Source organism: Streptococcus mitis, from assembly GCF_047462815.1.
Classification (GTDB): domain Bacteria; phylum Bacillota; class Bacilli; order Lactobacillales; family Streptococcaceae; genus Streptococcus; species Streptococcus mitis_DO.
The window spans coordinates 1-26,603 of record NZ_JASHFB010000008.1; the positions used below are offsets into that span (position 1 = coordinate 1).

Below are 26,603 nucleotides of genomic sequence, written 5' to 3' on the forward strand. Positions count from 1 at the left end.
GATGAAATCAAGCATTAGTAAAACCAGTGGAATTTACCCTGACACAGATTTCCACTGGTTTTTAGGATTTTTATCAGACTAACTTCCACTTGTACTAGCGGTGGAACTTAGTTTGGGAATTTACCAAATTTTTAAACCATTTAGAAATTTACTATAATTTTAAAGAAAAATCAGAAAGAGAATGTCATGAAAACTATTTTAGAAACGTTTTATAAAGACCACCGAGTCAAACCTTATATCTCACCTGAACGTGATTTGGATACCTGGCTCCTAAATCCAAAGCCTGTTCCCAAGAGAAATATCAAGGATTTTAAGAATGATATCTACTAATTAATTTATAAAATATGAATGAATAGATTCTAAATAGGGAAATAGTTTAGGTCTGTAAAAGATTAAATAATTTCTATTTTAGCTGTTAGAAACGTTGGTACATCAATGTTTTTAGAATGCTACATAATAAAAGGTAGAGTGAATGGTAGAGTAGTTATTGCGTTAGTTCAGCAATCTTATCGATATAAAGATTAACAGATTCTAACTTTCTTTGCGGTGCTAACTCGGCGTATGTGTCCATTGTTGTTGAAATTGATTTATCTTTTTTGATTTTTTAATGACCTTTTTGCCATTATGGATAATTTTTTCAGTTTCATCAGAAATCAAAAATTTTTTTCTTTGAATATTGAAATTTGCGAATGTCTTGGAAAGTCTAAGACAGCTAGATTGTATAGAAATTAAGTCATCATCCGACAAAGAATTCATTCTTTTATTTACAGTTTCTAAATCTCTAAATATAATAGAGCTGAAGCAGTGGTAAAACAGATTTTCAACAAACTTGGCAATATCTCTAAAAATAATTTCTTTATAGTCCAAGTCGGTTTAAGTATTCAAATAAAGCAATATTGAAGCGGTAACTTGTCGCTTTTACTTTTCAACTTGGCTAACTTGACCTGCATTACCTAGGTAGCTTTGCTTTAAATTATATTTTTCTCTTAAAGATTTGATACGAGTATGTATTTCTTGTGAGTAATTTTCATCAAAAAATTTCATATATAATCCCCTATAATCATGGAAAAGTAGTAAAAATAGTTGTTATCCTAGTTGATTAAAAAAATCCCTGATTTCCTCATCTTTTATAAAATAATATATAATTTTCCCCTCTCTTCTAGTGCCCAAGATGTTTTGATTGGCTAGTTTACGAAGATGGTGGGAAGTAGATGCCATACTGAGATTTAGTAAACAGGCTATATCACAGACACAGAGTTCTTCAACAGCAAGAAGATAGAAGATGATATTTATCTGTTTATTATCGGTAAATTTTGTTAAAATGCGAAGTGATTTTTGGACTTTTTCCTTTTCAAGGTAGTTCGTTGCGGTTGTAATATTTTGCTGATTTATAACATTCACTTGGCAGATACTATCTTTTTTCATAATATTTTCTCCTAGCCTAATATAGTCCATAGTATGTCAAAACTGTTATTTTCAATCAGGATATATATCCCCAATCCTAAATAAACAACGGCAATAAACCATCTGCTATATTTTTCCAAAATTTCTCCAACAGAAGAGACTTGTGCCAATTTTTGGGCAGAAAAAACCAAGAGATAAATCATGACTAGAAAGGTAAGTAAAGCTACTATCAAATTTGCTAAATTTAAGGTAGTAAAATATGGAACAAAGACACCAATATTGTCAGCACCACAACTTGCAAAAGTAATCATAGCGACTAGAAATATCAGGTTTTTATTATCTTTGCGCAAACCTTCTTTGGCAATAGCTTCTCCATCAGAATCTCCTAAAAGCAAAACTTTGAGACCTAGGAAAATTGGAATCAAACCGAGTAAACCTAAAATCTCTTTACTAGGAATATAATTTAAGACAAATGCAAAAAGCAAACTTAGCAATATTAGACTAACAGAGCCTAGAAATTGTCCTAAATAGATGTTAATGATGTCTTTTCTGCTTTTTCTTTTGGCAAAAAATAACATTAGGATAATAAGTAAGTCTACGGCTGTCCCAGAATACAGGATTATTGAAGTAACAACATTTTGAATCATAAAATACCTCATTCAAATATATTTTTGAATGTATTCTAACATTAAACTTTGTAGATGTCAACTTAAAATCCACCAAAATATAGATAAGAAGTTAGTGTACCAAATATTAAAAAGCCCTGCCATCGAAATGACAGCAGGGCTTAACTTCAATATCCAGATAATATATTTATCTAAAAAAGGTACAGTTTTTATTGATTTGTAGTGCGATATAATGAGTTTCCAAAAATCAAAAATCGCTTAAAATCAATATTTTGACATCTATTGACGTGTACTGAAACCCTTACTTAACCTCTGTAAAAATTAACTTCTATACCTACAAAGCTTATTCTGACAGACTTTATAACAGTCTAAGAAAAAAAGTAGAGATTCATACAGTATCTAGATTTTCCAAAAATTCCTTATCATCAAATATTATTAACGAAACTATCCAAACCAAATCCGATGCATTGCTTCAAAGAATTCTTTAGTTGTTTGACTAGCGAGGGCTTTGATTAAAAAAATTTTTCAAATAATTGCCACCTTGGCACATAAATTCTTGCTTTCCAAATTTAAATGTGATATATTTGTAACATAAAATTCAAGTGTTATATATTTATAACATAAAAAAGGAGTCTATCATGAAAAAAAGTCAAAAAATGCGTGACCTCATTGCAATGATTGCCGTAGCTCTCGTTATTGATTTTATTGTTTTATTTGGTTCTAATCTTAGTTGGAGACCCAAGTTAGTTATTACTGGTATTTCAGTGTTAGGTCAAATTATAGCTATTTGGGGCTGGCTACATATGAAACCATGGCCTCATAAAAGTCAGAAAGGTAAGGGAAAGATTATTTTCGACTTGTCTGCTAAGCTTTACACGATACTTGTGTTTGCAGCAAGCATTTTTTATACAGTAGGAATTTGGGTTGCGAACCCAAGCGAAAGTTCTGGTATTAAAGAATGGATTTTGGGAATTGGCCTCGTTATTGAAGTGATTGTATTTGGTTTTTTCTGTTTGAAAAATGTCAAGGAGACTCCGGACGAACGCTTTTATGCTAATTTAGCAAAGGCAGCTAGCTTGATGTTTGTTTTTATACTAGGCGCACTGATGATACTAGCAGTTATCATTGGGTATATGGGGTCTCTCACTCTTTACATGGGACAGATCTTTATTAGCATAGCTGCCTTGATTTGCATCTTTGCGGTTGTCTATTTTATCTTGGAACGTAGAGGATAAGCATGGCCAAAGAAAGCAAGATTATTACTAATCTCAAATCTGTTCGTGAGTCCACAGGCATGACCCAGCAGGAGTTAGCCGACCGCATCGGCATGCGACGCGAGACAATTCTGCACTTGGAAAATAATCGTTACAATCCTTCGCTGGAAATGGCTCTTAAAATTGCTCAAGTTTTTAATCTGAAAGTAGAAGACCTCTTTGAACTCAGACAGAAAGAGGAAGCATAATTCTTTTCGAGACCTAGTATTAAGTTCATTGATTAATTAGGAATTGAATCCAAAAGAAAAAATCCTTTGAAAATGTGCTCTTTTAAAATATAGTAATTCTTTCGAATTAACGTTTGCTAATTGTGATGCTTTACGAGCTTTCTTAAGATCTGGTTTCCTAAATACTTCGAGTACACTTATGGTATTGATACCTCTAAACAAGCGACTTTCAGGTTGGCTTCCTCTTAAACTGTCTTGTCACTAACATTTGAAATCCACTTCCTTTTAGGGTACAATGGTAGAAATAAATTTTTGAGAGGAACAGAATGAAAAAACTAGCAACCCTTCTTTTACTATCCACTGTAGCTCTAGCTGGATGTAACAACATCCAACGTAGTTTGCGTGGTGATGACTATGTAGATTCTAGCTTGGCCGCTGAGGAAAGCTCCAAAGCAGCTGCCCAATCTGCCAAGGAGTTAAACGATGCTTTAACAAACGAAAACGCCAATTTCCCACAACTATCTAAAGAAGTTTCTGAAGACGAGGCTGAAGTGATTCTACACACAAGTCAAGGAGATATCCGCATTAAGCTCTTCCCTAAACTCGCTCCTCTAGCGGTTGAAAACTTCCTCACTCATGCCAAAGAAGGCTACTATAACGGTATTACCTTCCACCGTGTCATAGATGGCTTTATGGTCCAAACTGGAGATCCCAAAGGGGACGGTACAGGCGGTCAGTCCATCTGGCATGACAAGGATAAGACTAAAGACAAGGGAACTGGTTTCAAAAACGAGATTACTCCTTATCTCTATAACATCCGGGGTGCTCTTTCTATGGCTAATACTGGTCAACCAAACACCAATGGCAGCCAGTTCTTTATCAACCAAAATTCTACAGATACCTCTGCTAAACTCCCTACAAGCAAGTATCCAAAGAAAATCATCGAAGCCTATAAAGAAGGGGGAAACCCTAGTCTAGACGGCAAACACCCAGTCTTTGGTCAAGTGATTGACGGTATGGATGTTGTAGATAAGATTGCTAAAGCCGAAAAAGATGAGAAAGACAAACCAACGACTGCTATTACTATCGATAGCATCGAAGTGGTGAAAGACTACGATTTTAAATCTTAAAAACCAAAAAATACAGTATCCGCATTCGATACTGTATTTCTTTTTTCCTCATTTTTAAGTTAGCTTGTTAAAGTCCCAGATTTGGTCCATCCAACCTTCATAAAAGTCTGGTTCGTGGCAGACCATAAGGATAGATCCCTTGTATTCTTTGAGAGCACGTTTGAGTTCATCCTTGGCATCCACATCCAAATGGTTGGTCGGCTCGTCCAGCACTAAAACGTTGTTTTCACGATTCATCAAGAGACAGAAACGAACTTTGGCTTGTTCCCCACCTGACAAAACCTGAATTTGACTTTCGATATGCTTAGTTGTCAAACCACAACGGGCAAGGGCTGCACGAACTTCTGCTTGGTTGAGAGCTGGAAAGGCATTCCAAACAGCCTCTAGTGGTGTTTGGCGATTACCGCCTTCTACTTCTTGTTCAAAGTAGCCAAGTTCTAGATAATCTCCACGCTCCACTTCCCCAGCAATTGGCGGAATAATGCCCAAGAGAGACTTCAAGAGAGTTGTTTTCCCGATACCATTTGCCCCGATAATAGCAACCTTTTGATTACGTTCAAAGGTAAGATTTAAAGGCTTGGTCAGAGGACGATCATAACCAATTTGCAAATCCTTGGCTTGGAAGATAAAGCGCCCTGGCGTACGAGCTGGTTTGAAATCAAAGGATGGTTTTGGTTTCTCACTTTGCAGTTCGATAATATCCATCTTATCCAATTTCTTCTGACGGGACATGGCCATGTTTCGTGTTGCAACACGCGCTTTGTTTCGGGCAACAAAGTCCTTAAGGTCCGCAATTTCTTTTTGCTGACGTTCGTAGGCAGCCTCTAGCTGAGATTTCTTCATAGCATAGACTTCTTGGAACTGGTAGTAGTCACCAGAATAACGCGTCAGCTGTTGATTTTCCACATGGTAGACAATATTAATCACGTCGTTCAGGAATGGAATATCGTGTGAAATGAGGACAAAGGCATTCTCATAGTTTTGGAGATAGCGCTTAAGCCAGTCAATATGCTCAGCATCCAAGTAGTTGGTCGGCTCGTCCAACAGCAAGATATCAGGCTTCTCAAGGAGAAGTTTAGCCAAAAGCACCTTGGTTCTTTGCCCACCTGACAAAGAGGTTACATCCGTATCCATGCCAAAGTCCATGACACCAAGGGCACGCGCTACTTCATCAATCTTAGCATCCAAAGTATAGAAATCACGACTCTCTAAACGGTCTTGAAGTTCTCCCACTTCTTCCATGAGAGCATCAACATCCGCACCGTCTTCAGCCATTTCCATATAAAGGTCATTGATACGAGCTTCTGCTTTAAACAGCTCATCAAAGGCTGTACGGAGAACATCACGCACCGACTGTCCTTCTTCCAAGACAGAATGTTGGTCTAAGTATCCAGCAGTCACATATTTGGACCACTCAACCTTCCCTTCATCTGGCAACATCTTACCAGTCACGATGCTCATAAAAGTTGATTTTCCTTCACCATTAGCACCGACCAGACCGATATGTTCTCCTTTGAGAAGACGGAAGGAAACATCTTCAAAAATTGCACGGTCACCAAAACCGTGACTCAAATTTTTAACTTCTAAAATACTCATTTTAATTCCTTATCTTGTTTTTATGTAATTGTTTATATAGGAACCAAGCCAGATAGCCACCCAAGGTATTGGTCCACAAATCATCAATTTCAAAGACGCGATTAAAATCAAAGAAAAAGTCCAAGACTAACTGCGTACACTCGATTCCAAGGCTCACTAGAAAACTAAAAAGTAGCACCTTTTTTGTTTTCCGCAAGTTTGGAAGGAGATAAAGGAGTTGGAACACCAAAGGAAAAAGCAAGAAGACATTGAGGATATTTTGTAAAAAAATCCAAGATAATTGTCCCACATCACTCACTTGGCCCAGTTTCCAGAGAGAATTGAAAGGAGTCAAAAGAAAAACCAGGCGTCCAAGATGCTGAATACCTGGAGTTTCCACTCCCACGGGAGAATGTCCTTGAGGAGTAAAGCAAAAATAGACAATGCAAATGCTATAGAAAATGACTCCCCATACTAAAATATGATTATAAGTTTTCTTCATCATTAAGGATTGACTGCTGCGACTGCTTTCTGGCGGTCACGTTTCATTGTGTTAGAGCGCAATTGTCCACAAGCTGCATCAATATCTGTACCATGTTCTTGACGAACCACACAGTTGACCCCCTTTTTCTTAAGCGTATCATAGAAAGCCATCACGCGCTCTTTAGGACTACGGCTATATTGGTCATGCTCACTAACTGGGTTGTAAGGAATCAAGTTTACATAAGACAATTTCTTAATATTCTTGAGCAATTCAGCTAACTCAAGGGCCTGTTCAACACCATCATTAACTTCATTTAGCATGATATACTCAAAGGTCACACGACGATTTGTTGTCTCAATGTAGTACTCAATAGCTGCAAAGAGTTTTTCAATCGGAAAGGCACGGTTAATCTTCATGATGCTTGAACGCAACTCATTGTTAGGTGCGTGAAGGGAAACGGCAAGATTGACCTGAACTCCTTCATTAGCAAAATCACGAATTTTATGGGCCAAACCTGAGGTTGAAACCGTGATGTGACGAGCACCGATAGCCATCCCCTTGTCATCATTGATGGTACGAACGAAATTCAAGACATTGTTGTAGTTATCAAAGGGCTCACCGATTCCCATGACAACGATATGGCTGACGCGTTCATCCTGACCACGCTCATCAAAGTATTTCTGAACCAGCATGATTTGCGCTACAATTTCACCGTTATTGAGGTCTCGTTGCTTCTTAATCAAACCAGAAGCACAGAAGGTACAACCGATATTACAGCCGACCTGAGTGGTCACACAGACTGACAAACCATAGTGCTGACGCATCAGTACAGTCTCAATTAGCATACCATCAGGCAACTCAAAGAGATATTTGACCGTACCATCAGCAGACTCTTGAACGATACGCTGTTTCAAGGGATTGACTACAAACTGGTCATTGAGCTTAGCAATCAAATCTTTTGAAAGATTGGTCATTTCTTCAAATGACTGCACACGTTTACGGTAAAGCCATTCCCAGATTTGATCAGCACGGAATTTCTTTTCTCCCTGCTCCAATACCCATTCCTGCATGGTTTGACGTGTTAAACTATAAATTGACGGTTTCATTTCTTCTCCTTATTCTCTACTCACTTCTGACGAATGACAAAATGACGTTGTCCCTTGTCCTCTTTCTGAGAATGCTGGTCTTTCTGACGACGTCTATTTTTCTTATCTGCATTCGGTTTTCGTTTTGTTTGAGCCGGTTTCTTTCCTTTTCTAGAAGGCGGTTCTTCTTCCTTCTTACGCATTTTCTTGTCAAATGATGCTCGCTTAGGGGCTTCATTTTCTAGGACAAAATAGGCACAACCATAACTACAATACTCTAAAAGGTAGTCTTGTAAACGACTGATTTTTTCAAGTTTTTCTTCTGTTCGGTCATCCTTGTAAAAACCTCGTAGGCGAAGCTGTTCGTTGCTCCAGTCTCCCACGATATAATCAAACTTGGTTAAGACTTCTGAAAAACGCTGATTAAAAGTCGTCACATCAAAGGCTTCCTTGATATTTTCCACCAAGGAAAAAGCTATCCCTTCCGTTTCGACCTTGTCCCCGTGTAAATGAAACTCAGGACCAGGAAACTTGTTATAGTTGTATAATTCAGGTGCAATTTCTTTTCGCATAGATATCCTTTTTCCACGATTACTTAATACTTTATTCTACCATAATTTCTAGCAGTTAGCACGTTTCTCATAAAAATGAAAAAAGTCTGACGATTTTGTCAGACAAAAATAATATAACCTTAAAAAGAGAAGAACAATTCTTCCCTCCAACTATCATTATTTAGCAGCTGCGTACAATTCATCTACCTTGTTCCAGTTGATCACTGAGAAGAAAGCTTTGATGTAGTCAGGACGCACGTTGCGGTATTTCACGTAGTAAGCATGTTCCCAAACGTCCAAGCCCAAGATTGGTTTTTTGCCTTCTGAGATTGGTGTGTCTTGGTTTGCTGTTGAAGTCACTTCAAGCTTCCCTTCTTTGTTGACAACCAACCATGCCCAGCCAGAACCAAAACGAGTTGTTGCTGCTGCAGTGAAAGCTGCTTGGAACTCTTCAAATGAACCAAATGTTGCATCGATTGCTGCTGCAAGTTCTGCTGAAGGAGCAGTTTTCTCAGGAGTCATCAATTCCCAGAAAAGCGCATGGTTCAAGTGTCCGCCACCATTGTTGATAAGCGCTTGACGGATATCAGCTGGAATAGATTCTGCATCAGCAAGCAAGGTTTCAAGATCTTCACCGATTTCAGGGTGTTTTTCAAGAGCTGCATTAGCATTGTTGACATAAGTTTGATGGTGTTTGTCATGGTGCAAGTGCATTGTTTCCGCATCGATGTATGGTTCCAAAGCGTCGTATGAATATGGAAGTTCTGGTAAGATAATAGCCATCTGTAATACCTCTTTTTCTTTCTATATGAAAATGATAACGCAAACATTCACTTTTTTCAAGTTTTTTGCTTATAGATGAAGAAATCACTGAAATACTTTCTAATCATACTCTTCGAAAATCAAATGCAAACCGCGTCAACGTCGCCTTGCCGTAGGTATATGTTACTGACTTCGTCAGTTCTATCCACAACCTCAAAACAGTGTTTTGAGCTGACTTCGTCAGTCTTATCTACAACCTCAAAGCAGTGCTTTGAACAACCTGCGGCTAGTTTCCTAGTTTGCTCTTTGATTTTCATTGAGTATAAAATAAGCAAATCAGCAAGAAACCCACGACAAGATAATCTTGACGCGGGTTGTAGTTTCAAAAAATATCAATTTACCTGACTAGCAATCTGTAGGAGTGCTTTTTCAAAAAGGAAACCTTTTTCATAAAGACCTGTCTTAATCTGATAGTCTGTCTCAATCAAATAAGAAATAGCTTGCTTCAAAAAGCTCAAGGAAAGTCCTCGCGAATCCCTCAGCGCAAACTTGATTTGATAGGGATTAGGATTGCGTCCAAGAAAACTGCCTAAACTACTTGCAATCTGCGCTTCTGTTTGGCCAGACTCCGACAAAATTTTCACCTGAGTAAAAGTTCGAAATTGTCCTAGCATGACTGCAATCAGTTTAATTTCATCTTCACCTTGCAAGGTCAAGTCTCTAACCAAGTCGCGCGCCTGGTCCATCTTTTTAGTCAGAATAAACTGAGTTAAATCAAAAATATTGTCCTGTAAGGTCTTGGGAATAGCGTTGACAATATCCTCTTCCTCGATAACAGAATCCGACTTATAGGACTGTAAAAAGAGAAGATTTTTCTGGATTTCATTAAATTGAAAACCCGACTTGATGAGGAGATTTTCAAAAGAATTATTGGCAAACTGCAAACCTTGTTTCTGACTCCATTTTTGGAAATACTGGCGCAGTTCTTGTTCTTTAGCTTCTACTGCATCAAAGACCTTGGCATCACGCTTAAGTAACTTAACCAATCGTCTTTTGCTATCCAGTTTTCCTTCCGCAAAGATCAACAACTTGGTTGTTGGTGAAGGATTGTCAAAGTATTCCTCAAATGACTTGAGCTCATCATCTGTTAAAAAGCGTTTTTTGGCTGTTGTGATATCAACAAAATGGTCTAATATCACGATTTTCTCATCCGCAAAGAAAGGAAGGCTGACCAACTCCAGTTCCACATCCTTGTAGACCACTTCTTTCATATCAAAGTAGGCAAAGTTGAGATCTGCAGAATCATAACCAATCTGTTTCAATACCTGACTTTTCATCACTTCAAACTGACCCTGGTCTGTCCCTGTAAAAAGGCTCAGGTTAGGTAAATTTGATAAAGTCAACTTCTGACTTTCTTCAATGGCTAGCATCTTCTCTCCTTTCTTCTGATTTTTTAATGAATTTAATCGATATAGCGCAATTTCCCACGGAAATCTTCTATGCTTTCGTACCCTTTTTCCGCCATGATTTCTTTCAGTTCATTGGTAATACGATCAAAAGCACAGACGCCTTCTTTGTGAAGAGTAGTACCTACCTGCACCATACTCGCTCCACAGAGGATATGTTCAAAGGCATCACGACCAGTTAACACGCCACCTGTTCCAATGATTTGGATTTGAGGATTGAGGCGTTGATAGAAGGCATGAACATTTGCAAGTGCCGTAGGTTTGATATACTCGCCACCAATACCACCGAAACCATTTTTAGGACGAATAACGACAGACTCATCTTCTATATAAAGGCCGTTTCCGATAGAGTTGACGCAGTTGACAAACTTAAGAGGATACTTATTGAAAATAGCTGCCGCTTGGTCAAAGTGAACAATATCAAAATATGGTGGCAATTTAATTCCAAGAGATTTGGTGAAGTAGGCAAACACCTCTGCCAAAATCCGGTCTGTTGTCTCAAAATCATAGGCAATCTGAGGTTTTCCTGGAACATTTGGACAGGAGAGGTTTAGCTCAGTCAGACCACGAAAATCACTCTCTTGGACTTTTTTCAAAATAGTATGGGTTTCCTCTGGAGACATGCCGACTAGAGATAGGAAGAAAGTCCGGTTCGGCTCTTTTTCCTGCAGATCCAAAAGGTAGTCCAGATAGTAGTCTAAGCCCTTATTTGGCAAGCCCATAGAGTTGATAGAACCAAGTGGAACATCTTGATAGCGTGGCTCAGGATTTCCCTGACGAAATTCCAAGGTCGCTGTCTTAGTGACAAAGGTTCCCGCTGCTGAGTTTTTAACCCCTTCTAGCTCCTCTATCGTCATACAAGCCACACCCGCCGCATTCATCAAACAATTGTCAAACTCAAAACCAGCAATTTGTGTTTTCGTTGATACCATGATTCTAATCCTCCAGATTCCTTTTATTGCTAATATTATACCATATTTTCAGATTTTCTCTTTGAGAAAGATATTTACAAGAAAAAGGTTCGTTTTTTATCTACTTTCAAAAAATCTCAAAAACTAAATTGAAAGAATTTTTAGAAAATTTCTGTTTTTTTCTTTACAGTAAAAAAAAATTCTGCTATAATGACTCACATAATTAAATTAGAATTTAAGGAGAACGATATGACATCTGCTAAAGAATATATCCAAAGCGTGTTTGAAACTGTAAAAGCTCGTAACGGGCACGAGGCTGAATTCCTCCAAGCTGTTGAAGAATTTTTCAACACTTTGGAACCTGTATTTGAAAAACACCCTGAGTATATCGAAGAAAATATCTTGGCACGTATTACTGAGCCTGAGCGCGTGATTTCTTTCCGTGTTCCTTGGGTTGACCGTGATGGAAAAGTTCAAGTAAACCGTGGCTACCGTGTTCAATTCAACTCAGCTGTTGGACCATACAAAGGCGGACTTCGTTTCCACCCAACTGTAAACCAAGGGATCTTGAAATTCCTCGGATTTGAACAAATCTTTAAAAACGTCTTAACTGGACTTCCTATCGGTGGAGGTAAAGGTGGATCAGACTTCGATCCTAAAGGTAAAACAGATGCTGAAGTGATGCGCTTCTGCCAAAGCTTCATGACTGAATTGCAAAAACACATCGGACCATCACTTGACGTACCTGCTGGTGATATCGGTGTTGGTGGACGTGAGATTGGTTACCTTTACGGTCAATACAAACGCCTTAACCAATTTGATGCTGGTGTCTTGACTGGTAAACCTCTTGGATTTGGTGGTAGCTTAATTCGTCCAGAAGCAACTGGTTACGGTTTGGTTTACTATACTGAAGAAATGCTTAAAGCTAACGGTAATAGCTTTGCTGGTAAGAAAGTGGTTATTTCAGGTTCTGGGAACGTTGCTCAATACGCTCTTCAAAAAGCGACTGAACTTGGTGCAACTGTTATCTCTGTATCTGACTCAAATGGTTACGTCATCGATGAAAATGGTATCGACTTCGATCTTTTGGTTGATGTTAAAGAAAAACGTCGCGCTCGTTTGACTGAGTATGCAGCTGAGAAAGCATCTGCTACTTATCATGACGGTTCTGTATGGACTTACACTGGAAACTATGACATCGCTCTTCCATGTGCGACTCAAAACGAAATCAACGGTGAAGCAGCTAAACGTTTGGTTGCTCAAGGCGTTATCTGTGTCTCTGAAGGTGCCAACATGCCAAGCGACCTTGATGCCATCAAAGTTTACAAAGAAAATGGTATCTTCTACGGACCTGCCAAAGCTGCCAACGCTGGTGGTGTAGCCGTTTCAGCCCTTGAAATGAGCCAAAACAGTCTTCGCCTCTCATGGACTCGTGAAGAAGTTGATGGACGTCTCAAAGACATCATGACAAATATCTTCAACACAGCTAAAACAACTTCAGAAACATATGGTCTTGATAAAGACTACCTTGCAGGAGCTAACATTGCTGCCTTTGAAAATGTAGCAAATGCTATGATTGCACAAGGTATTGTTTAAGATTTATTCGCTCAATCCCCGATCGCTTCGATTGGGGATTTTTTGGTTGACTTAAACAGTTAGAAAATTACTTACTCGCCCCCTTTTTTGCCCCTTTTTAAACAAAAAGAAAAACCACTACTCCTAAGAATAGCGGTTTAATCATGTCTTTAAGCTACTAATGTAGTCGCTCTATTATTTGGCGTTTTTTCTTTTAAAGACTTTTTGCCCAGTTTAACTTCTTAAGAAAGCCAAATGATATTCTCCATTCAATTTAACTGCTACTTTCTCATGGATAGACTGATTTTTTAAAGAACAAATTTCTCCATATTTCCAACTTTCGTGCTCCCCTGATAATCTAGTGACTGACTTCACTTGATTATCTAAGTTAGCAACTGTAGCACTAAGCTCTTCTTTAGGAATAATTTCTTCAGAAATTGTAAACGATTGTTCCCCTATCTTCAACTCTCTGGCTTCTTGCTCATTGATAGCAAATCCTCCTACTAAGCGAACATTAAATAAGTCAGAAACTTTTAGTAGTTCTTCTTTAGAAATATTATCAAGTAGTCTACATTTATAGAAAGTACTATCAATTTTTATGGCAAATTCTCTATTCTTGGTCTGATATAAGTCACCAATCTCCAATAAATCATTCTTTATTTCATTATTGGAATCATCGTAAGATATTTCATAAATATCATCATGATTGCTTACTTTACTTTCAATATCTTCATATAAAATTAATTGATTAGTTACACCATAATGCTCTCCTTTATAATCAAATCGATTATAACTTGAGTCGAGAAATTTAACATCATACTTCTCATATGTGCATCCAGTCAATCCAAGCAAACTTAAGAAAAAAATTACGGAAAGATAGATTTTTTTGAATTTCATAGTTCTCCTCCTAATTTTCTATAGTTAAATTATCAAAAATCAATAACGCCTCTCTCCAATATGTCTTTACAGACTTATTTTGGATATGAAGTAAAGTTAAAACAATTCCCAAACTTCCATCCAAAAATTTAACACTCCCTTCATTTCAATCATAGTATATAATTAAACACCTTTTCTGCTTACAACTACTAAATTAGCAACAAACAATAATACAACATAAAAAGTTAAAGCTAATAAATAGGTTGTGCTTCTAAAATTATTTTCTAAAATTATATTAACTGGTAAAATTACTGGAATCCAAAAAATATTAAGAAAAACTTTATTTGTTGCAAATACTATAAATAAACTTTCTACAACAGCTATAAGTAAATTGCCGCCTTTCGCAATAAACAATGTCAATAGCATGTGGAAATGACTTAACAATATTAGTAATAACCAACTAACTATTCCTACGTAAAAATAATATGAAAAGTGTTCTAACTCTATACCTACAACTACCCATAAAGGAATAGTGAGTAAAGATAATAGTAAATCTAACACAAAAAGTTTCGCTCCCCATATACTGGATATATTTCTCCCGCTTCTAATATTCTGATATTTATTAGCATTGATTTCTTGTTCAGATACTAATAAAGTGATTATCGTAGTTATCATACAATAGCCTAACATCGGTAAAAAGATAATATTTTCCAATACAATTGTGTTATTTACAGATAATATGTAAATTGGAATTGTCAATAGTTGTATAGTAGACAAAATCAAAATAATGTATAGTTGATACGAACCTTTAAATTTAATCATTTCACTTTTTAGCAATTGGATCATTACTTAACCTCCAATTTAACATTAACAAAGAAACGATAAATAGAATCAATGATAGAAATACGGCAAATACTACCATTTTAACGTCTGTTACATGATTTGTTAAATCTAGATCTCCTGACGGTTTTATATACATAAGACTATAAGCAATTTTATAATGATATGTAAAAGGAAAGAAGAACCAAAAGCTACTTTGAGCGATAAAAGGTGCAACCAAAAAACAAATCAAGGAGTTAATAGATACTAGGATATAGGGATTGATCCGTTTCGAAAATAGATACAAGAGTGGCAATACCCATATGGATGTTATCGAAATAAGTACTAAACAAATTAAGTCACCAATTATATTCAATGATATTAAGTCGCCATACAAAAAATTACTTGTAAATAATAATATAGCTAAAAACCATACGTTCGAAATGAGTAAATCTTTTAATTTTAAAAGTATCTTTACGATATATATTTTTATGCTATCATTTCGAAAGTATATATTCTGGAAGTTTCCTGCAGCTTCTTCTGCTTTATAATCATATAAAAATAACAATCCAATAAGCGTGTACAAAAAGACGGCTTCCCACCAATATATTGAAAAACTTTCTAGAATACTCGGTCCAACAAGTAATACAGCTATTAAAATCGACAATCCAGGAGCTATTATCAAGAATTTTTTGGATGTATTTTTTCGCTGTTTTAACCATTCTGATTTAAATATTTTTATCATATTGCGTCACCTCCATGAACAATTCTTATAAATAAAGATTCTAAATCATCACTTTGAACATTCGAACCATCGTAAAAAATTTGACCATCATGTAAAATAACAACTTTATCTGCCACTTTACTAACTTCATACAGTTGATGGCTAGATAAAAGAATTGTCATTCCTGATTTCTTTAAAGAAATCATTAAATTCAACAATTCCTTTATACCATCTGGATCCAATCCATTGGTAGGTTCATCTAAAATGAGCAAATCTGGACTAGTAATTATTGCCATACCTAATCCCAAACGTTGTTTCATACCTAAAGAAAAGCTCCCTGCTTTTTTCTTTCCCGTATTAGATAGCCCAATCAAGTTTAATACTTCATTAATTCGTTCGTCAGAAATGTCATATAACAATGCTCTTGTTTTTAAGTTATCATAAGCAGATAAGTTCATGTAGATAGCTGGAGTTTCAATAAGCGCTCCAATCTTATATATACCCGCATTTTTTTTCCCATTAAAAATAACCGTACCACTATCAGCATTTTCAAGACCAAAAATAATCTTCATAATTGTTGATTTTCCTGCACCATTAATACCTAATAATCCACAAATACTCCCCTCTTTTATTTCAAAAGAAATATTTTTCAGTACTTCTCTATCCTTATATGATTTTCTAAGTTTTTGAACTTGTATATTCATAACTATAATTCCTCCTTGTTTTATACTTGTATGTTATACTTTATTTTTCAAAATTTGTTCAGAATTTCCAATTTTACAAAATTAAAAAAATAGACAGTCCTCAATTTAGAAAACCATCTATTTTTATACATAACTATTATATGGAAGCTATCTAATATATCCTTACAGAATTATTTTTTAATAAGCAACGTCACTTGAGCGCCACCTCTATCTGGATTTGATAAAAACAATTCTCCTAAATGTCTAGTTGCAACTTGTTTAGCAAATGCTAACCCTAAACCATAGTGCTTATTATTCCTACCTTTATTCTCAGTATAAAATAACTTATCTGCATTTAATAAGGACTGTTCAGTAAAAGGCAGACCATTATTCCACACTACAAAATTAATATACTCTGTTTCCTCAATGATAGTAAGCGTAACTTTTTTTTCTCCAGAACTATATCTTGCTGCATTTGCTAAAATGTTAATTAATGCCCGATTTAAATTAAAGCGATTTCCCTTAAAAAATATTAATTTTGTAGTATTAATAATTTTGAAATCAACCTTTGCATTATTCATTACAGATTTCGCTTCTACTGACAGCTCACTTAAAAATTCGGATAAATGTATCTGTTCTCCATAATCTTTATCTTCAATTAGTAATCTTGAATAATCAATCATTGAACTAAAGTATCTTTCAAAAACTACTATACTGTTATTCATTGACTGAGTGTATTCCTTCTGTTGAACAGTCAAGTTAGTTAATTCAAGCAACTCTAAATTTCCCTTTAGTACTGTTAAAGGAGTTTTTACATCATGAGCTAATGCACCAACTTGAAAAGATAAATCTTCCTTCTCCCTTCTCTCTGATTTGAGTAAATTAGTTAACTCGTCGTCCTTTTGATATAATACAGAAAGAATTTCATCGAACTCTTGTATTTGAGCAGGAATGTTTTTATCTTTAAATGTTAACTGTCCCATGTTTAAAGTCTTTTTTTGTATGAGGAGAAAATTATTTGAAAATTCTTTTATTAATCTTGTAAGTGACCAAATGAGTAAAATTGTTTCGATAACGAAGAAAAATAAATAAGAAAATAGATTAAATGAAAAGTGACGCAAATTCGGATTAACAAACTCAGGTATCATGGGTTGCCTGACAGTAAGTACAATCTCTGAATTAGCGTAATACCCATAATACACTGCATCATTACTTATGGATTCATTTTTAGCAAAAACTTCTCGATAGGCTGGCAAATCCTTTTTTTGATAGTTACCCTCTTCAATTGTACCCGTCTTGCGATTAAATACAACATAGTCAAATATAGAGTTATTCATTGCTTGGACTACATCACTTAAATTGCTGCTATCACTCACTGAAATTTCCATTTTAGAGCCGTATACATTTAATTGTCCAGTAAAAACAAGTAAATAAGTAAATATAAAAAATAAAAGTATACTCAGTAACGTACCTGTTACTAGTTCTAAAACAGTCCTTATTATGCGCCCTCTAATTGTACTCTTCTTACTCATGCCACTTGTATCCCATACCTCTAACTGTTTTTATAGGATTAATTCCATACGATGAGAATTTTAATCTTATTTGATAGATATACTCAGATATTGAACGAAAGAGGGTTTCAGCATCATCATCATAAACATTTTCATATATATCTTGTACAGTAAAAATTTTTCTTGGATTGCTAGATAATAGCTCTATGATATCATATTCCCTACTTGTAAAAGCAAGACTATCTCCATTAATACAAACAATTTTTTCTTGTAAATAAATCGTTATTGGGGATAATTCTCGAACAATTTGATTACTTAATTCACCTTGTTTGTATCGTTCTTCTCGTTTGAGATTTGCAGCAACTTTGGCAATTAATTGATTGATGCTGAAAGGTTTTGTAATATAGTCATCTCCTCCTAAATTCAACCCTGATACTATATCATCTTCGGTATCTTTTGCACTAACAAAAATAATAGGAGATCTTACTTTATTTCTAATCTGCTTACAAATTTGCATACCATCTATATTAGGCATCATTACATCTAATAAAATCAAATCAAATCCTTTGAAATTATTAATATTGATTGGTACGGTGACTTCTTGATACGTCGTTACCTGATAGTTTTTCATCTCTAAAATAGTTCGCATCAGTTTCAAAATTTCAAAATCGTCATCTACAACTAATATCTTATACATTCTATCACCTCAAAATATTTTAGAGAACTATCTGCAAAGCTCCGTATTCTTGACAAAGAATAGTCTCAATACATCAATTTGTAATTGTTCTTTATTTTTTAAATTATATTTTTAAAAAATAGTACAAATCTATTTTACACTATCTTGAACAAAATTCGTAATATTTAATAATATAATTTGAGTGCCATCAATATCATTTCTTATCCAGCAGAAATAACCATAACTTTCCCATCTATATGTGAATAATCCTCCCCCTTAAGTTCTCCAACTTAATGTTTCAATGCTTCTTGATTATTTTAATCTAGACCCTCATCACCTACTGAAGTAACAATTATTGAACCTTGACATTTGAGATTGTATCAGAGAAAATTCAGATTTTATTCAGAGAAAAAATCATCTTTACACTGCTAGTGAAATTCAAATTTAAGAAAGAATCAATTTCTAAAATTTTTCATGTCCTAAAAAAACGGAATACATTTTGAACTTGTTCAGATTATTTTCTATCCCTTCTTCCACTTATGCCCAGCCCAGCCTGCCAAGACAAGTAAAGCAAGGTTAAAAATGATAAAGAAATGTGACCTTTTCAACTTTTCTTTTCAAGATAGGTTGAGTATTCCTATCCTCCTCATCCTCAAAAAGAATTTTAGGTAATTTATAATACCGTTCTGAAGTTTGGTATTGATTTGCGGTAATTCGTTTCATAGCGCTCCTCCAAGTTCTTTGAGTATTAAATCTCCACTTTATTCCAATCGAACCAAACCACTTTTTTCTAATTCAGCCATACGAGAGATGGCCTCAACAATATCAATTCTCATTTCACGTACTAAAAATGAAATGACAGTATAGCGTGATGATTGTAATTCTTTTGTCATTTTCCCTCCTGAAAATAAAAAAAGGAGAACAATATTCAACTGTTCCCCAAAATAATTTTATTAAAAAGAAAAACCCTGCCAAATTAATTTTTGGTAGGATTTTTGGTAGGAAACTAAATTAATTTATCAGTTTCTAAAATGTGTTCACAATTCTAAAAGGCTGATACTATAGTATTCCGAATTCTAATTGGTATATGCCTCTTATTTAAGAGTAACTGAAGCTCCAGCTTCTTCCAATTTAGCTTTGATTTCTTCAGCTTCTGCAGTTGCAACGCCTTCTTTAACAAGTGCTGGTGCACCGTCAACAAGTTCTTTAGCTTCTTTAAGACCAAGACCTGTGATTTCACGTACAACTTTGATAACGCCAACTTTTTTGTCGCCTGCAGATGTCAATTCAACGTCGAATGAATCTTTAGCAGCACCAGCGTCAGCAGCACCAGCTGCAGCAACAGCTACAGGAGCAGCTGCAGTTACACCAAATTCTTCTTCGATAGCTTTTACAAGGTCGTTCAATTCAAGGATTGAAGCTTCTTTAATTTCAGCAATAATGTTTTCAATGTTCAATGCCATTGTTATTTCCTCCAAATATGTTTTTAAATTTATAATAGATTTTCGTAGCTAGGCTACGCTGCGTAGCTTAAGATTAAGCTGCGTCTTCTTTGTTGTCTGCAACCGCTTTGACTGCAAGAGCAACGTTGCGCACTGGCGCTTGAAGTACAGAAAGGAGCATAGAAAGAAGTCCTTCGCGGTTTGGAAGAGTTGCAAGTGCAAGAATCTCTTCTTTAGATGCGACAGCGCCTTCGATTGCACCACCTTTGATTTCAAGTGCTTCAGCGTTTTTAGAAAAGTCGTTCAAGATTTTCGCTGGTGCGATAACATCTTCGTTAGAAAATGCTACTGCAGATGGTCCAACAAATACAGATGCAAGATCTTCAAGACCAGCTTTTTCAGCTGCACGACGCAAGATTGAGTTTTTAATGACTTTGTACTCAACTTCGCTTCCACGAAGCTCACGACGAAGAACTGTATCTTGCTCAACTGTCAAACCACGAGCGTCTACAACGACGATAGATGCAGCAGCTTTCATTTTTTCAGCTACTACGTCAACTAGTTCCGCTTTTTTAGCAATAATTGCTTCACTCATTAGTGTGTTCACCTCCGTTATTATTTTGCTTGGGGAAATTTTTCAAAAGAAAAACGCGCCCAAACCTAGACACGAAAGTACAATACGCTTCTTTTTACATGATACGTTTTGTCCTCGGTAGGATACTTATGAGTCGAGCTCCCCTACTGTCTTAGGCAGTTTTTTCAAACCGTATATAAGTATAGCATAGTCAAAAAAAGAATGCAAGATTTTTGCAAACTTTTTTTAAAATTTTTCGTGATTTTTCTTTTACAGTTCTACTGTCAGGACTCGGCCTTGCTTCACAACCTGTTCTCCGGCGATATAAACATCATCTACATCACTGGATTTAACAGCATAAACCAGGTGAGATAGCATATTTTCTTTGGGTTGGAGATGAATTTTTCCCTGTGGTTGAATAACGAGAAAATCTGCTTGCTTGCCAACTTCCAGACTTCCTATCTGTTCTTCCATTCCAAGAACCTTAGCCCCTTCAATTGTCAGCGCCTTGAGAGCTGTTTCGATAGGAAATTGGCTGGCATCTCCGCTCTTCATTTTCTGTAGTAGTGCAGCTGTCCGTCCTTCCTCAAACATATCTAGATTATTATTGGAAGCAACCGAGTCAGTCGCAATTCCCACTGCTACTCCTGCTTTTTGGAGTTGGATAATTGGAGCAATTCCTGAAGCCAGTTTGAGATTACTGATAGGATTGTGGGCGATAGCCACTTGAGATGTTGATAAACGTTCAATTTCTCGCTCGTTTAATTCAACCCCGTGAGCAAAGACAGACGGATGCTCTAAGTAACCCAGTTCTTCTAGAAAGGCTAGGGGACGTTTGCCATATCGTTTCAGGATAATGTCTGATTCCTCCTTGGTCTCCGCAACATGGATATGGATAGGAATATTCAACTCTTTTGCCATATCTAAACTTTCTGTCAGTAAGTCTCTACTACAGCTGTAGGGAGAATGTGGGGCTACCATAACCTTAAAATTTGGATGTTCATATCCTAAGATTTCCTCGATGATGCCTCGTGTTCTAGTAATGGTCTCAGTAGTTGTTTCTATCTCTGAAGAAAAGAGTGTCGGTGAGAAATAACAACGCATCTTGGAAGTTTTCACTGCCTGATAAATCCGCTCAATATCCACACCATTGGGATTATACATATCGTTGAAGGTTGTTGTTCCCGACTGGAGCATTTCTATCATCGCTTCTTTAACCGCCTTAGTAGTTATGTCGGGAGTAAACTCAGCTTCTGCTGGCCAGATATAGTCATTGAGCCATTCATAGAGATTGCTATCATCTCGAATTCCTCTCAATCCTGTCATAGCAGAATGGGTGTGACAATTGACCAAACCTGGCATAATCCAGGCTCCCTGATAGTCTATAATCTGCTCAGCTTGCTCTAAAATCTCTGACTTCTCTTGACCAACATAGACGATTTGAGAATCCTTAACAGCTAAGATTCCATCAAGATAGACATGGAAATCTTGGTCACAAGTCACGATATTTACATGCTGAAAGACTTTCATACTAGGCTCCTTTTCTAAAAGACAATTTATACTCAAATTCAAACCACTTCAGATTCACCTTGCCGTAGATATATGGTTACTGACTTCGTCAATCTTATCTACAACCTCAAAACAGTGTTTTGAGCAACCTGCGACTAGCTTCCTAATTTGCTCTTTGATTTTCATTGAGTATTACAGTGAACAATTTTTCTAGCTATTGTAACAAAAAAGTCACCCGAAGGCAACTTTTTTTGTCTATAAGAGTTCGAAATTAAAAAGGATTATTCAGAGCTAAAAGCTGCAGCTTGCTGCATTTGGTAATACTTGCCCTTCTTAGACATAAGGTCATGATGGTTCCCATACTCAACAATATCACCATCCACTAAGACTAGAATCATATCCGCATCCTGAATGGTTGACAAGCGATGGGCAATGATAAAGCTTGTACGCCCCTTCATGAGTTTAGCAAAGGCATCCTGTACCAGCACTTCTGTCCGCGTATCGATGGATGAAGTTGCTTCGTCTAAGATAAGAATCTTGGGAATAGCCAGAAAGACTCGGGCGATGGTCAAGAGCTGAGCCTGACCGACAGAGAGAGATTCTCCCGCATTTTCCAACTTGGTATCGTATCCCTGCGGCAACTGTTGAATGAAAAAGTCTGCATTGGCTGCCTTTGCAGCAGCAATCACTTGCTCCCGACTGGCATCAGGATTTCCAAAGGCAATATTGTCATGAATGGTCCCTTGCTTGAGCCAGGTTTCTTGGAGCACCATTCCAAACTGCTGGCGTAAAGAGGCACGACTATAGTCATAAATGGATCGTCCGTCTAGCAAGATATCTCCCGAGTTAATGGGATAAAAGCGCATGAGAAGATTGATAAGGGTTGATTTTCCGGCACCTGTAGGACCAACGATTGCCACCTTGCTACCAGCTGGAATATCAATTGATAAATCCTTAATCAAAATCTTTTCAGGATGGTAGCCAAAAGAGACATGTTTAAAGGAAATAGCTCCCTTAACTTGGTCACTGGTCAAGACTTCCTTACCTGTTTCAGCCACCTCAGGACTTTCTAAGACAGCATAAACACGCTCTGCACATGCCAAGGCACTTTGCAACTCGGCCAAAACTGAAGAAATATCGTTAAAAGGCTTGGTGTATTGCTGAACATAGTTCAAAAAGGTCACTAAACGCCCGATGGTCAAGGTGGACCCTATCATAATACGATAAGCTCCCACTCCAGCTAAAAGTGCGTAAATGAGTGCATTTACAAAGCGAGTCGAAGGATTGACCGTTGAAGAATAAAAGATGGCTGACTGCGAATAACCTGAGTAGTTGTCATTAGCCTCTCGCAGCCTTTGGATAAACTCTGATTGAGCATTAAAAGATTGAATAATAGTCTGCTGGCTCAACGATTCTTCAATTAATTGTGTCTGAATCCCCCTCGTCTCTGTTTGTTTTTGGAAGAGATGATAGGACCGTTTAGCAATAAAGCGTGAGATTACCATAGAAAGTGGTGTCAACAGCAAGACTAAGAGAGTCATGAGGAGATGAATTTGAAGCATGGCTAGAATACTAATCAAAATCATCAAGACTCCAATGAAAAATTGGTTAAAAATCATGGTCAAGCCAGCTGCCAACTGTTCTATGTCTGTGGTTACCCGACTGACCATTTCCCCACTTCCTTGTCGATCTACAAAGGAAATCGGTAAACGGTGGAGCTTATGGATAATTCGCTCTCGCAAATCTTTAGTATAAGAGAAGATTAAGCGATTATAAAGAAGAGGATTGATCCATTGAACTAAAGTGTTTCCTATGATCACCAAGATCATCTGAGTGAAAATGTGCCAAAAAACTGATGATGAATCGGCCACTAGGACTTGGTCAATAACCTGACCAATCAAGATAGGTAGGTAAATCGATAAACCAACCTGGGCAATGGTTCCTATAAAGGCTAAGAAAAGGAGGAAGGGATGGCTTGCTAAATCTTTGGCCAAACGTTTAAGCGTCTGGTTTGCAGTTTGTCGTCTCATGCTAGTCCTCCTTTCCATGTTGGGATGCATTGATTTCGCGATAAACTTGACTGGACTTCATCAAGTCCTCGTGCTTGCCGATAGCTAAAAGCTCACCTTTTTCCAAGAGGAGAATCTGGTCAGCCATCTGTAAAGTCGAGGTTCGTTGAGAAATCAAGATTAAGCTTGTATTTGGTAAGTTCTCTCGGATAGCTTTCAAGAGCTTGGACTCCGTAATGGTATCCAACGCGGAGGTAGCATCATCTAGGATGAGAAAAGGGGCTTGGCGCAAGACTGCTCGTGCGATAGACAGCCTTTGTTTTTGTCCACCTGAGAAATTTCGCCCTCCTGCCTCAACTAGGGCATCTAAGAGTCCTTCCTTTTCACTGACAAAATCCTTAGCTTGCGCAATCTCCAAGGCCTGCCAGAGTTCTTGGTCAGTTACTTCTTGATCTAAACCTAGAGTCAAGTTGGAACGAATAGTTCCCTTAAAAAGTTCGACTTTTTGGGGTACATAAGCAATCCAGGACCGCCATTGCTCTAAATTATGAGGGCTAGATCCATCTCGATAAAGATCTATGCTTCCCTTATCTACTGGATAAAGACCAAGTAAGACTTGCACCAAGCTTGATTTACCAGAACCCGTTCCCCCAATGATACCAAGGATTTGTCCTTGAGTCATATCAAAGGAAATGTCTCTCAGAGAAGGCTGGGCCGCATCAGGATAGGTAAAGGTCAGTTCTTGAACTTGTAAAACCTGATTGCTGGTAACTTGCTTTTTCTCTAATTCTGAATGGATGTCTTCTGGAGCCTCAGCAAAGACTTCCTCGATTCGCTTAGCTGAGATGTAGGACTGGTTGAGAGAATTGATCAGCATGGCTAGCTTGACCAATTCCACCAAGATCTGTAGGAGATAATTAATAAGGGCAATGAGAGCGCCTTGACTGAGCAATCCTCCTTGAATAAAAATATAGCCTTGCCAGATAATGACTAGGAGAGTTCCATTTACAATCAGATAGGTCAGGGGTGTTAATAAACTAGACCAGAAGCCTGTTTTTTCTTGCAATCTGGCATAAACTTGGTTAAGGGTTTGAAAAATCTGTAACTCTCGTTTTTCTTGACCAAAAGCACGAATAACCCGCATCCCTTGTAATTGCTGGCGCGTTTCCTGAACCAGCTGATCCGTTTTCTTTCTCAGACTGCTGTAGAGAGGATTAACCAGTCTAGAGAGCCCTACAATAACAATGGTCAAAATGACAACCATGACCAAGAACCAGAGAGTCAGCTCAGCTGAGATTCGATAGGCCATAAAAATGGCTCCAAAAACGATAATAGGCGCTCGTAAAAAGAGACGCAGGAATTGATTGATACCAGTCTGAATCTGGTAGGTATCCGAAGTCAAGCGAGTGACCAAGCTAGAAGTGGTCAAACGATCTCTGCTGTCCTTGGGCAAGGAAAGAATATGGCGATAGAGGTCACCTGTCAATTCTTTGGCAAATCCAACCGCAGCCTTAGCTGAGTAGAACTGGGCTATTAAGGCCACTACAACACCAATCACTGCAAAAATAAGGAGCAGGCCAATCTGCATCCAGAGATGATTTTGATTTCTCTGGGGCAAGGATTGGTCAACAATCCCAGCAATCACCATGGGAACCAAGAGCTCAAAAACAGCTTCTAACAGCTTGAACAAGGGTGCTAAAATCGATTCCTTGAAGTAGGGTTTAAAGTAAGATAATAGGTGTTTCATAGATCCCTTCTATTCGTTTTCTAGAAATAAAGAAAGTGGGAAGTGCCCACCCTCTCTGTTTTATTTGCTTAAGTAAGGCAGTAGATAGCCATATCCTTCCTCTTCCATCTCATCCTTGGCCACAAAGCGCAAGGAAGCAGAATTGATACAGTAACGGAGGCCACCAAACTCACGCGGTCCATCTGTGAAAACATGACCCAAGTGAGCGTTTCCTGACCGAGAACGAACCTCGATTCGCTCCATTCCATGACTCAGGTCCTTGTAGTAGTGAATCAATTCCTTAGAAATCGGACGACTAAAACTTGGCCAACCACATCCTGAGGCAAACTTATCCTTGGCAAAAAAGAGTGGCTCACCTGTCGTGATGTCTACATAAATTCCCTCTTCAAAGGTTTGGTCATAGGCATTGGTAAATGGAGCCTCTGTAGAAGCTTCTTGGGTAACACGATAGGATTCTTCAGATAAACTGCCCTTTAACACCTCTTGACTAGGCTTTTCATAGTTAGAGGCATCAATCAATGGCTTCTCAGCATCGGTCACATCGATATGACAGTAACCTGAAGGATTCTTCTTAAGATAGTCTTGGTGGTAATCTTCAGCCAGAATGTAGTGGCGAAGTTTCTCCACCTCTACTGCAATCTTTCGCCCAAGCATGCGCTCCTGCTCCTGCACCACTGTGAAGATAGCTGGCAAGTCTGCTTCATCCTGATAATATATACCGGTCCGATACTGACGTCCACGGTCATTCCCTTGTTGATTGACTGATAATGGATCAATAACACGGAAATAATAAAGTAAAATCTCTCTGAGTGACACTGCCTTCTCATCATAAATTACCTGAACCGTTTCTGCATGGTCTGTTTCCTTGAGCAGCTGGTAATTGGTCGTTTCGACTTGTCCATTAGCGTAGCCAACACTGGTTGCTAGCACTCCAGAAATGCGTGAAAAATATTCCTCTAGGCCCCAAAAACAACCACCTGCTAGATAAATTTCTGCCATCTTTATTTCTCCTTTATCAAGTTT

At 37.4% G+C, this 26,603-nt stretch carries 28 protein-coding genes, 2 pseudogenes and 1 other annotated feature; of the genes and pseudogenes, 6 read left to right on the top strand and 24 right to left on the bottom strand.

The genetic code is table 11. The features are described from left to right. Nucleotides 1-186 precede the first annotated feature (186 nt). Nucleotides 187-330, top strand: coding sequence for a hypothetical protein (locus QM865_RS05325; protein ID WP_000849122.1), 144 nt, complete (start codon nt 187-189; stop codon nt 328-330). Nucleotides 331-636: 306 nt separating this feature from the next. On the opposite strand, the pseudogene QM865_RS05330 reads toward QM865_RS05325, so the two are convergent. The 3 genes and pseudogenes from QM865_RS05330 to QM865_RS05340 form a co-directional block, all read right to left on the bottom strand. Further along, nucleotides 637-1,044, bottom strand: a pseudogene (locus QM865_RS05330) (XRE family transcriptional regulator); the annotation flags it as partial. A 42-nt stretch (nt 1,045-1,086) separates the two neighbouring features. After that, nucleotides 1,087-1,425: a Cd(II)/Zn(II)-sensing metalloregulatory transcriptional regulator CadX gene (gene cadX, locus QM865_RS05335; RefSeq protein WP_000711088.1), complete on the bottom strand. Its 339-nt coding sequence runs from the start codon at nt 1,423-1,425 to the stop codon at nt 1,087-1,089. A gap of 11 nt (nt 1,426-1,436) precedes the next feature. After that, on the bottom strand, nt 1,437-2,051 hold the full coding sequence (locus QM865_RS05340) for a CadD family cadmium resistance transporter (protein WP_000615750.1): 615 nt from the start codon (nt 2,049-2,051) through the stop codon (nt 1,437-1,439). A 28-nt stretch (nt 2,052-2,079) separates the two neighbouring features. Between QM865_RS05340 and QM865_RS05345 the strand changes: the two genes are divergently transcribed. The 4 genes from QM865_RS05345 (at nt 2,080) to QM865_RS05360 (ending at nt 4,601) form a co-directional block, all read left to right on the top strand. After that, nucleotides 2,080-2,253 (top strand): FanG protein, encoded by a 174-nt coding sequence (locus tag QM865_RS05345; RefSeq protein WP_071788300.1) that lies wholly within the window; start codon nt 2,080-2,082, stop codon nt 2,251-2,253. A 415-nt stretch (nt 2,254-2,668) separates the two neighbouring features. Further along, on the top strand, nt 2,669-3,265 hold the full coding sequence (locus tag QM865_RS05350; RefSeq protein ID WP_414306190.1) for a DUF3796 domain-containing protein: 597 nt from the start codon (nt 2,669-2,671) through the stop codon (nt 3,263-3,265). 2 nt (nt 3,266-3,267) lie between these two features. Continuing rightward, complete coding sequence (locus QM865_RS05355; RefSeq protein ID WP_001041099.1) at nt 3,268-3,492, top strand: helix-turn-helix transcriptional regulator; 225 nt, start codon at nt 3,268-3,270, stop codon at nt 3,490-3,492. A gap of 305 nt (nt 3,493-3,797) precedes the next feature. Beyond that, nucleotides 3,798-4,601 (top strand): peptidylprolyl isomerase, encoded by an 804-nt coding sequence (locus QM865_RS05360; RefSeq protein WP_414306191.1) that lies wholly within the window; start codon nt 3,798-3,800, stop codon nt 4,599-4,601. Between the two features lie 54 nt (nt 4,602-4,655). On the opposite strand, the gene QM865_RS05365 is transcribed toward QM865_RS05360, so the two are convergent. From QM865_RS05365 to QM865_RS05395, 7 genes are all read right to left on the bottom strand, one after another. Beyond that, nucleotides 4,656-6,197, bottom strand: coding sequence for an ABC-F family ATP-binding cassette domain-containing protein (locus QM865_RS05365; protein WP_050253125.1), 1,542 nt, complete (start codon nt 6,195-6,197; stop codon nt 4,656-4,658). A gap of 1 nt (nt 6,198) precedes the next feature. Continuing rightward, nucleotides 6,199-6,681, bottom strand: coding sequence for a VanZ family protein (locus tag QM865_RS05370; RefSeq protein WP_084862391.1), 483 nt, complete (start codon nt 6,679-6,681; stop codon nt 6,199-6,201). Beyond that, a complete protein-coding gene (rlmN, locus tag QM865_RS05375) occupies nt 6,681-7,766 on the bottom strand; it encodes a 23S rRNA (adenine(2503)-C(2))-methyltransferase RlmN (protein WP_000804762.1) in 1,086 nt (361 codons plus the stop codon). Before rlmN ends, QM865_RS05370 begins: the two co-directional genes overlap by 1 nt. Nucleotides 7,767-7,786: 20 nt before the next feature. Further along, on the bottom strand, nt 7,787-8,317 hold the full coding sequence (locus QM865_RS05380) for a YutD family protein (RefSeq protein WP_414306192.1): 531 nt from the start codon (nt 8,315-8,317) through the stop codon (nt 7,787-7,789). Nucleotides 8,318-8,473: 156 nt separating this feature from the next. Then, nucleotides 8,474-9,079, bottom strand: coding sequence for a superoxide dismutase SodA (gene sodA / locus QM865_RS05385; RefSeq protein WP_414306193.1), 606 nt, complete (start codon nt 9,077-9,079; stop codon nt 8,474-8,476). A gap of 371 nt (nt 9,080-9,450) precedes the next feature. After that, nucleotides 9,451-10,488: a DNA polymerase III subunit delta gene (gene holA, locus QM865_RS05390; RefSeq protein ID WP_261079998.1), complete on the bottom strand. Its 1,038-nt coding sequence runs from the start codon at nt 10,486-10,488 to the stop codon at nt 9,451-9,453. A gap of 32 nt (nt 10,489-10,520) precedes the next feature. Continuing rightward, nucleotides 10,521-11,456 carry a dihydroorotate oxidase gene (locus tag QM865_RS05395; protein WP_414306194.1) on the bottom strand — a complete coding sequence of 312 codons (936 nt, stop codon included), beginning with the start codon at nt 11,454-11,456 and terminating at the stop codon, nt 10,521-10,523. Nucleotides 11,457-11,684: 228 nt separating this feature from the next. On the opposite strand from QM865_RS05395, the gene gdhA reads away from it, so the two are divergent. Further along, a complete protein-coding gene (gene gdhA / locus QM865_RS05400) occupies nt 11,685-13,031 on the top strand; it encodes an NADP-specific glutamate dehydrogenase (RefSeq protein ID WP_414306195.1) in 1,347 nt (448 codons plus the stop codon). Between the two features lie 213 nt (nt 13,032-13,244). Here gdhA and QM865_RS05405 read toward each other — a convergent pair whose 3' ends face one another. The 14 genes and pseudogenes from QM865_RS05405 to msrB form a co-directional block, all read right to left on the bottom strand. Continuing rightward, a complete protein-coding gene (locus tag QM865_RS05405) occupies nt 13,245-13,907 on the bottom strand; it encodes a NisI/SpaI family lantibiotic immunity lipoprotein (RefSeq protein WP_414306196.1) in 663 nt (220 codons plus the stop codon). A 162-nt stretch (nt 13,908-14,069) separates the two neighbouring features. Continuing rightward, nucleotides 14,070-14,732, bottom strand: coding sequence for a hypothetical protein (locus QM865_RS05410; RefSeq protein ID WP_000615441.1), 663 nt, complete (start codon nt 14,730-14,732; stop codon nt 14,070-14,072). After that, on the bottom strand, nt 14,710-15,450 hold the full coding sequence (locus tag QM865_RS05415) for a lantibiotic ABC transporter permease (RefSeq protein ID WP_261078300.1): 741 nt from the start codon (nt 15,448-15,450) through the stop codon (nt 14,710-14,712). The genes QM865_RS05410 and QM865_RS05415 overlap by 23 nt, the downstream gene beginning before the upstream one ends. After that, nucleotides 15,447-16,133 carry an ABC transporter ATP-binding protein gene (locus QM865_RS05420; RefSeq protein ID WP_261078301.1) on the bottom strand — a complete coding sequence of 229 codons (687 nt, stop codon included), beginning with the start codon at nt 16,131-16,133 and terminating at the stop codon, nt 15,447-15,449. The genes QM865_RS05415 and QM865_RS05420 overlap by 4 nt, the downstream gene beginning before the upstream one ends. Nucleotides 16,134-16,303: 170 nt before the next feature. Further along, nucleotides 16,304-17,644 (bottom strand): sensor histidine kinase, encoded by a 1,341-nt coding sequence (locus QM865_RS05425; RefSeq protein WP_049502161.1) that lies wholly within the window; start codon nt 17,642-17,644, stop codon nt 16,304-16,306. Then, nucleotides 17,637-18,320, bottom strand: coding sequence for a response regulator transcription factor (locus tag QM865_RS05430; protein WP_000276746.1), 684 nt, complete (start codon nt 18,318-18,320; stop codon nt 17,637-17,639). The genes QM865_RS05425 and QM865_RS05430 overlap by 8 nt, the downstream gene beginning before the upstream one ends. A 621-nt stretch (nt 18,321-18,941) precedes the next feature. After that, a pseudogene (locus QM865_RS05435) lies at nt 18,942-19,022 on the bottom strand (replication initiator A domain protein); the annotation flags it as partial. Between the two features lie 38 nt (nt 19,023-19,060). Next, the gene (locus QM865_RS05440; RefSeq protein ID WP_261265990.1) at nt 19,061-19,192 is read right to left on the bottom strand and encodes a hypothetical protein; all 132 of its coding nucleotides are present in this window, start codon (nt 19,190-19,192) and stop codon (nt 19,061-19,063) included. Nucleotides 19,193-19,393: 201 nt separating this feature from the next. Then, complete coding sequence (gene rplL / locus QM865_RS05445) at nt 19,394-19,762, bottom strand: 50S ribosomal protein L7/L12 (RefSeq protein WP_001196965.1); 369 nt, start codon at nt 19,760-19,762, stop codon at nt 19,394-19,396. A 73-nt stretch (nt 19,763-19,835) separates the two neighbouring features. Next, nucleotides 19,836-20,336: a 50S ribosomal protein L10 gene (gene rplJ / locus QM865_RS05450; RefSeq protein WP_001287277.1), complete on the bottom strand. Its 501-nt coding sequence runs from the start codon at nt 20,334-20,336 to the stop codon at nt 19,836-19,838. A gap of 38 nt (nt 20,337-20,374) precedes the next feature. Then, nucleotides 20,375-20,510: a sequence feature (ribosomal protein L10 leader region), on the bottom strand. Between the two features lie 75 nt (nt 20,511-20,585). Further along, complete coding sequence (locus QM865_RS05455; protein ID WP_414306197.1) at nt 20,586-21,845, bottom strand: TRZ/ATZ family protein; 1,260 nt, start codon at nt 21,843-21,845, stop codon at nt 20,586-20,588. 260 nt (nt 21,846-22,105) lie between these two features. After that, on the bottom strand, nt 22,106-23,854 hold the full coding sequence (locus QM865_RS05460; RefSeq protein ID WP_414306198.1) for an ABC transporter ATP-binding protein: 1,749 nt from the start codon (nt 23,852-23,854) through the stop codon (nt 22,106-22,108). Between the two features lies 1 nt (nt 23,855). Continuing rightward, nucleotides 23,856-25,580, bottom strand: a complete 1,725-nt coding sequence (locus QM865_RS05465) for an ABC transporter ATP-binding protein (protein ID WP_414306199.1) — start codon at nt 25,578-25,580, stop codon at nt 23,856-23,858. A 60-nt stretch (nt 25,581-25,640) separates the two neighbouring features. Next, nucleotides 25,641-26,579 carry a peptide-methionine (R)-S-oxide reductase MsrB gene (gene msrB / locus QM865_RS05470; RefSeq protein WP_203175337.1) on the bottom strand — a complete coding sequence of 313 codons (939 nt, stop codon included), beginning with the start codon at nt 26,577-26,579 and terminating at the stop codon, nt 25,641-25,643. Between the last annotated feature and the right edge of the window lie 24 nt (nt 26,580-26,603).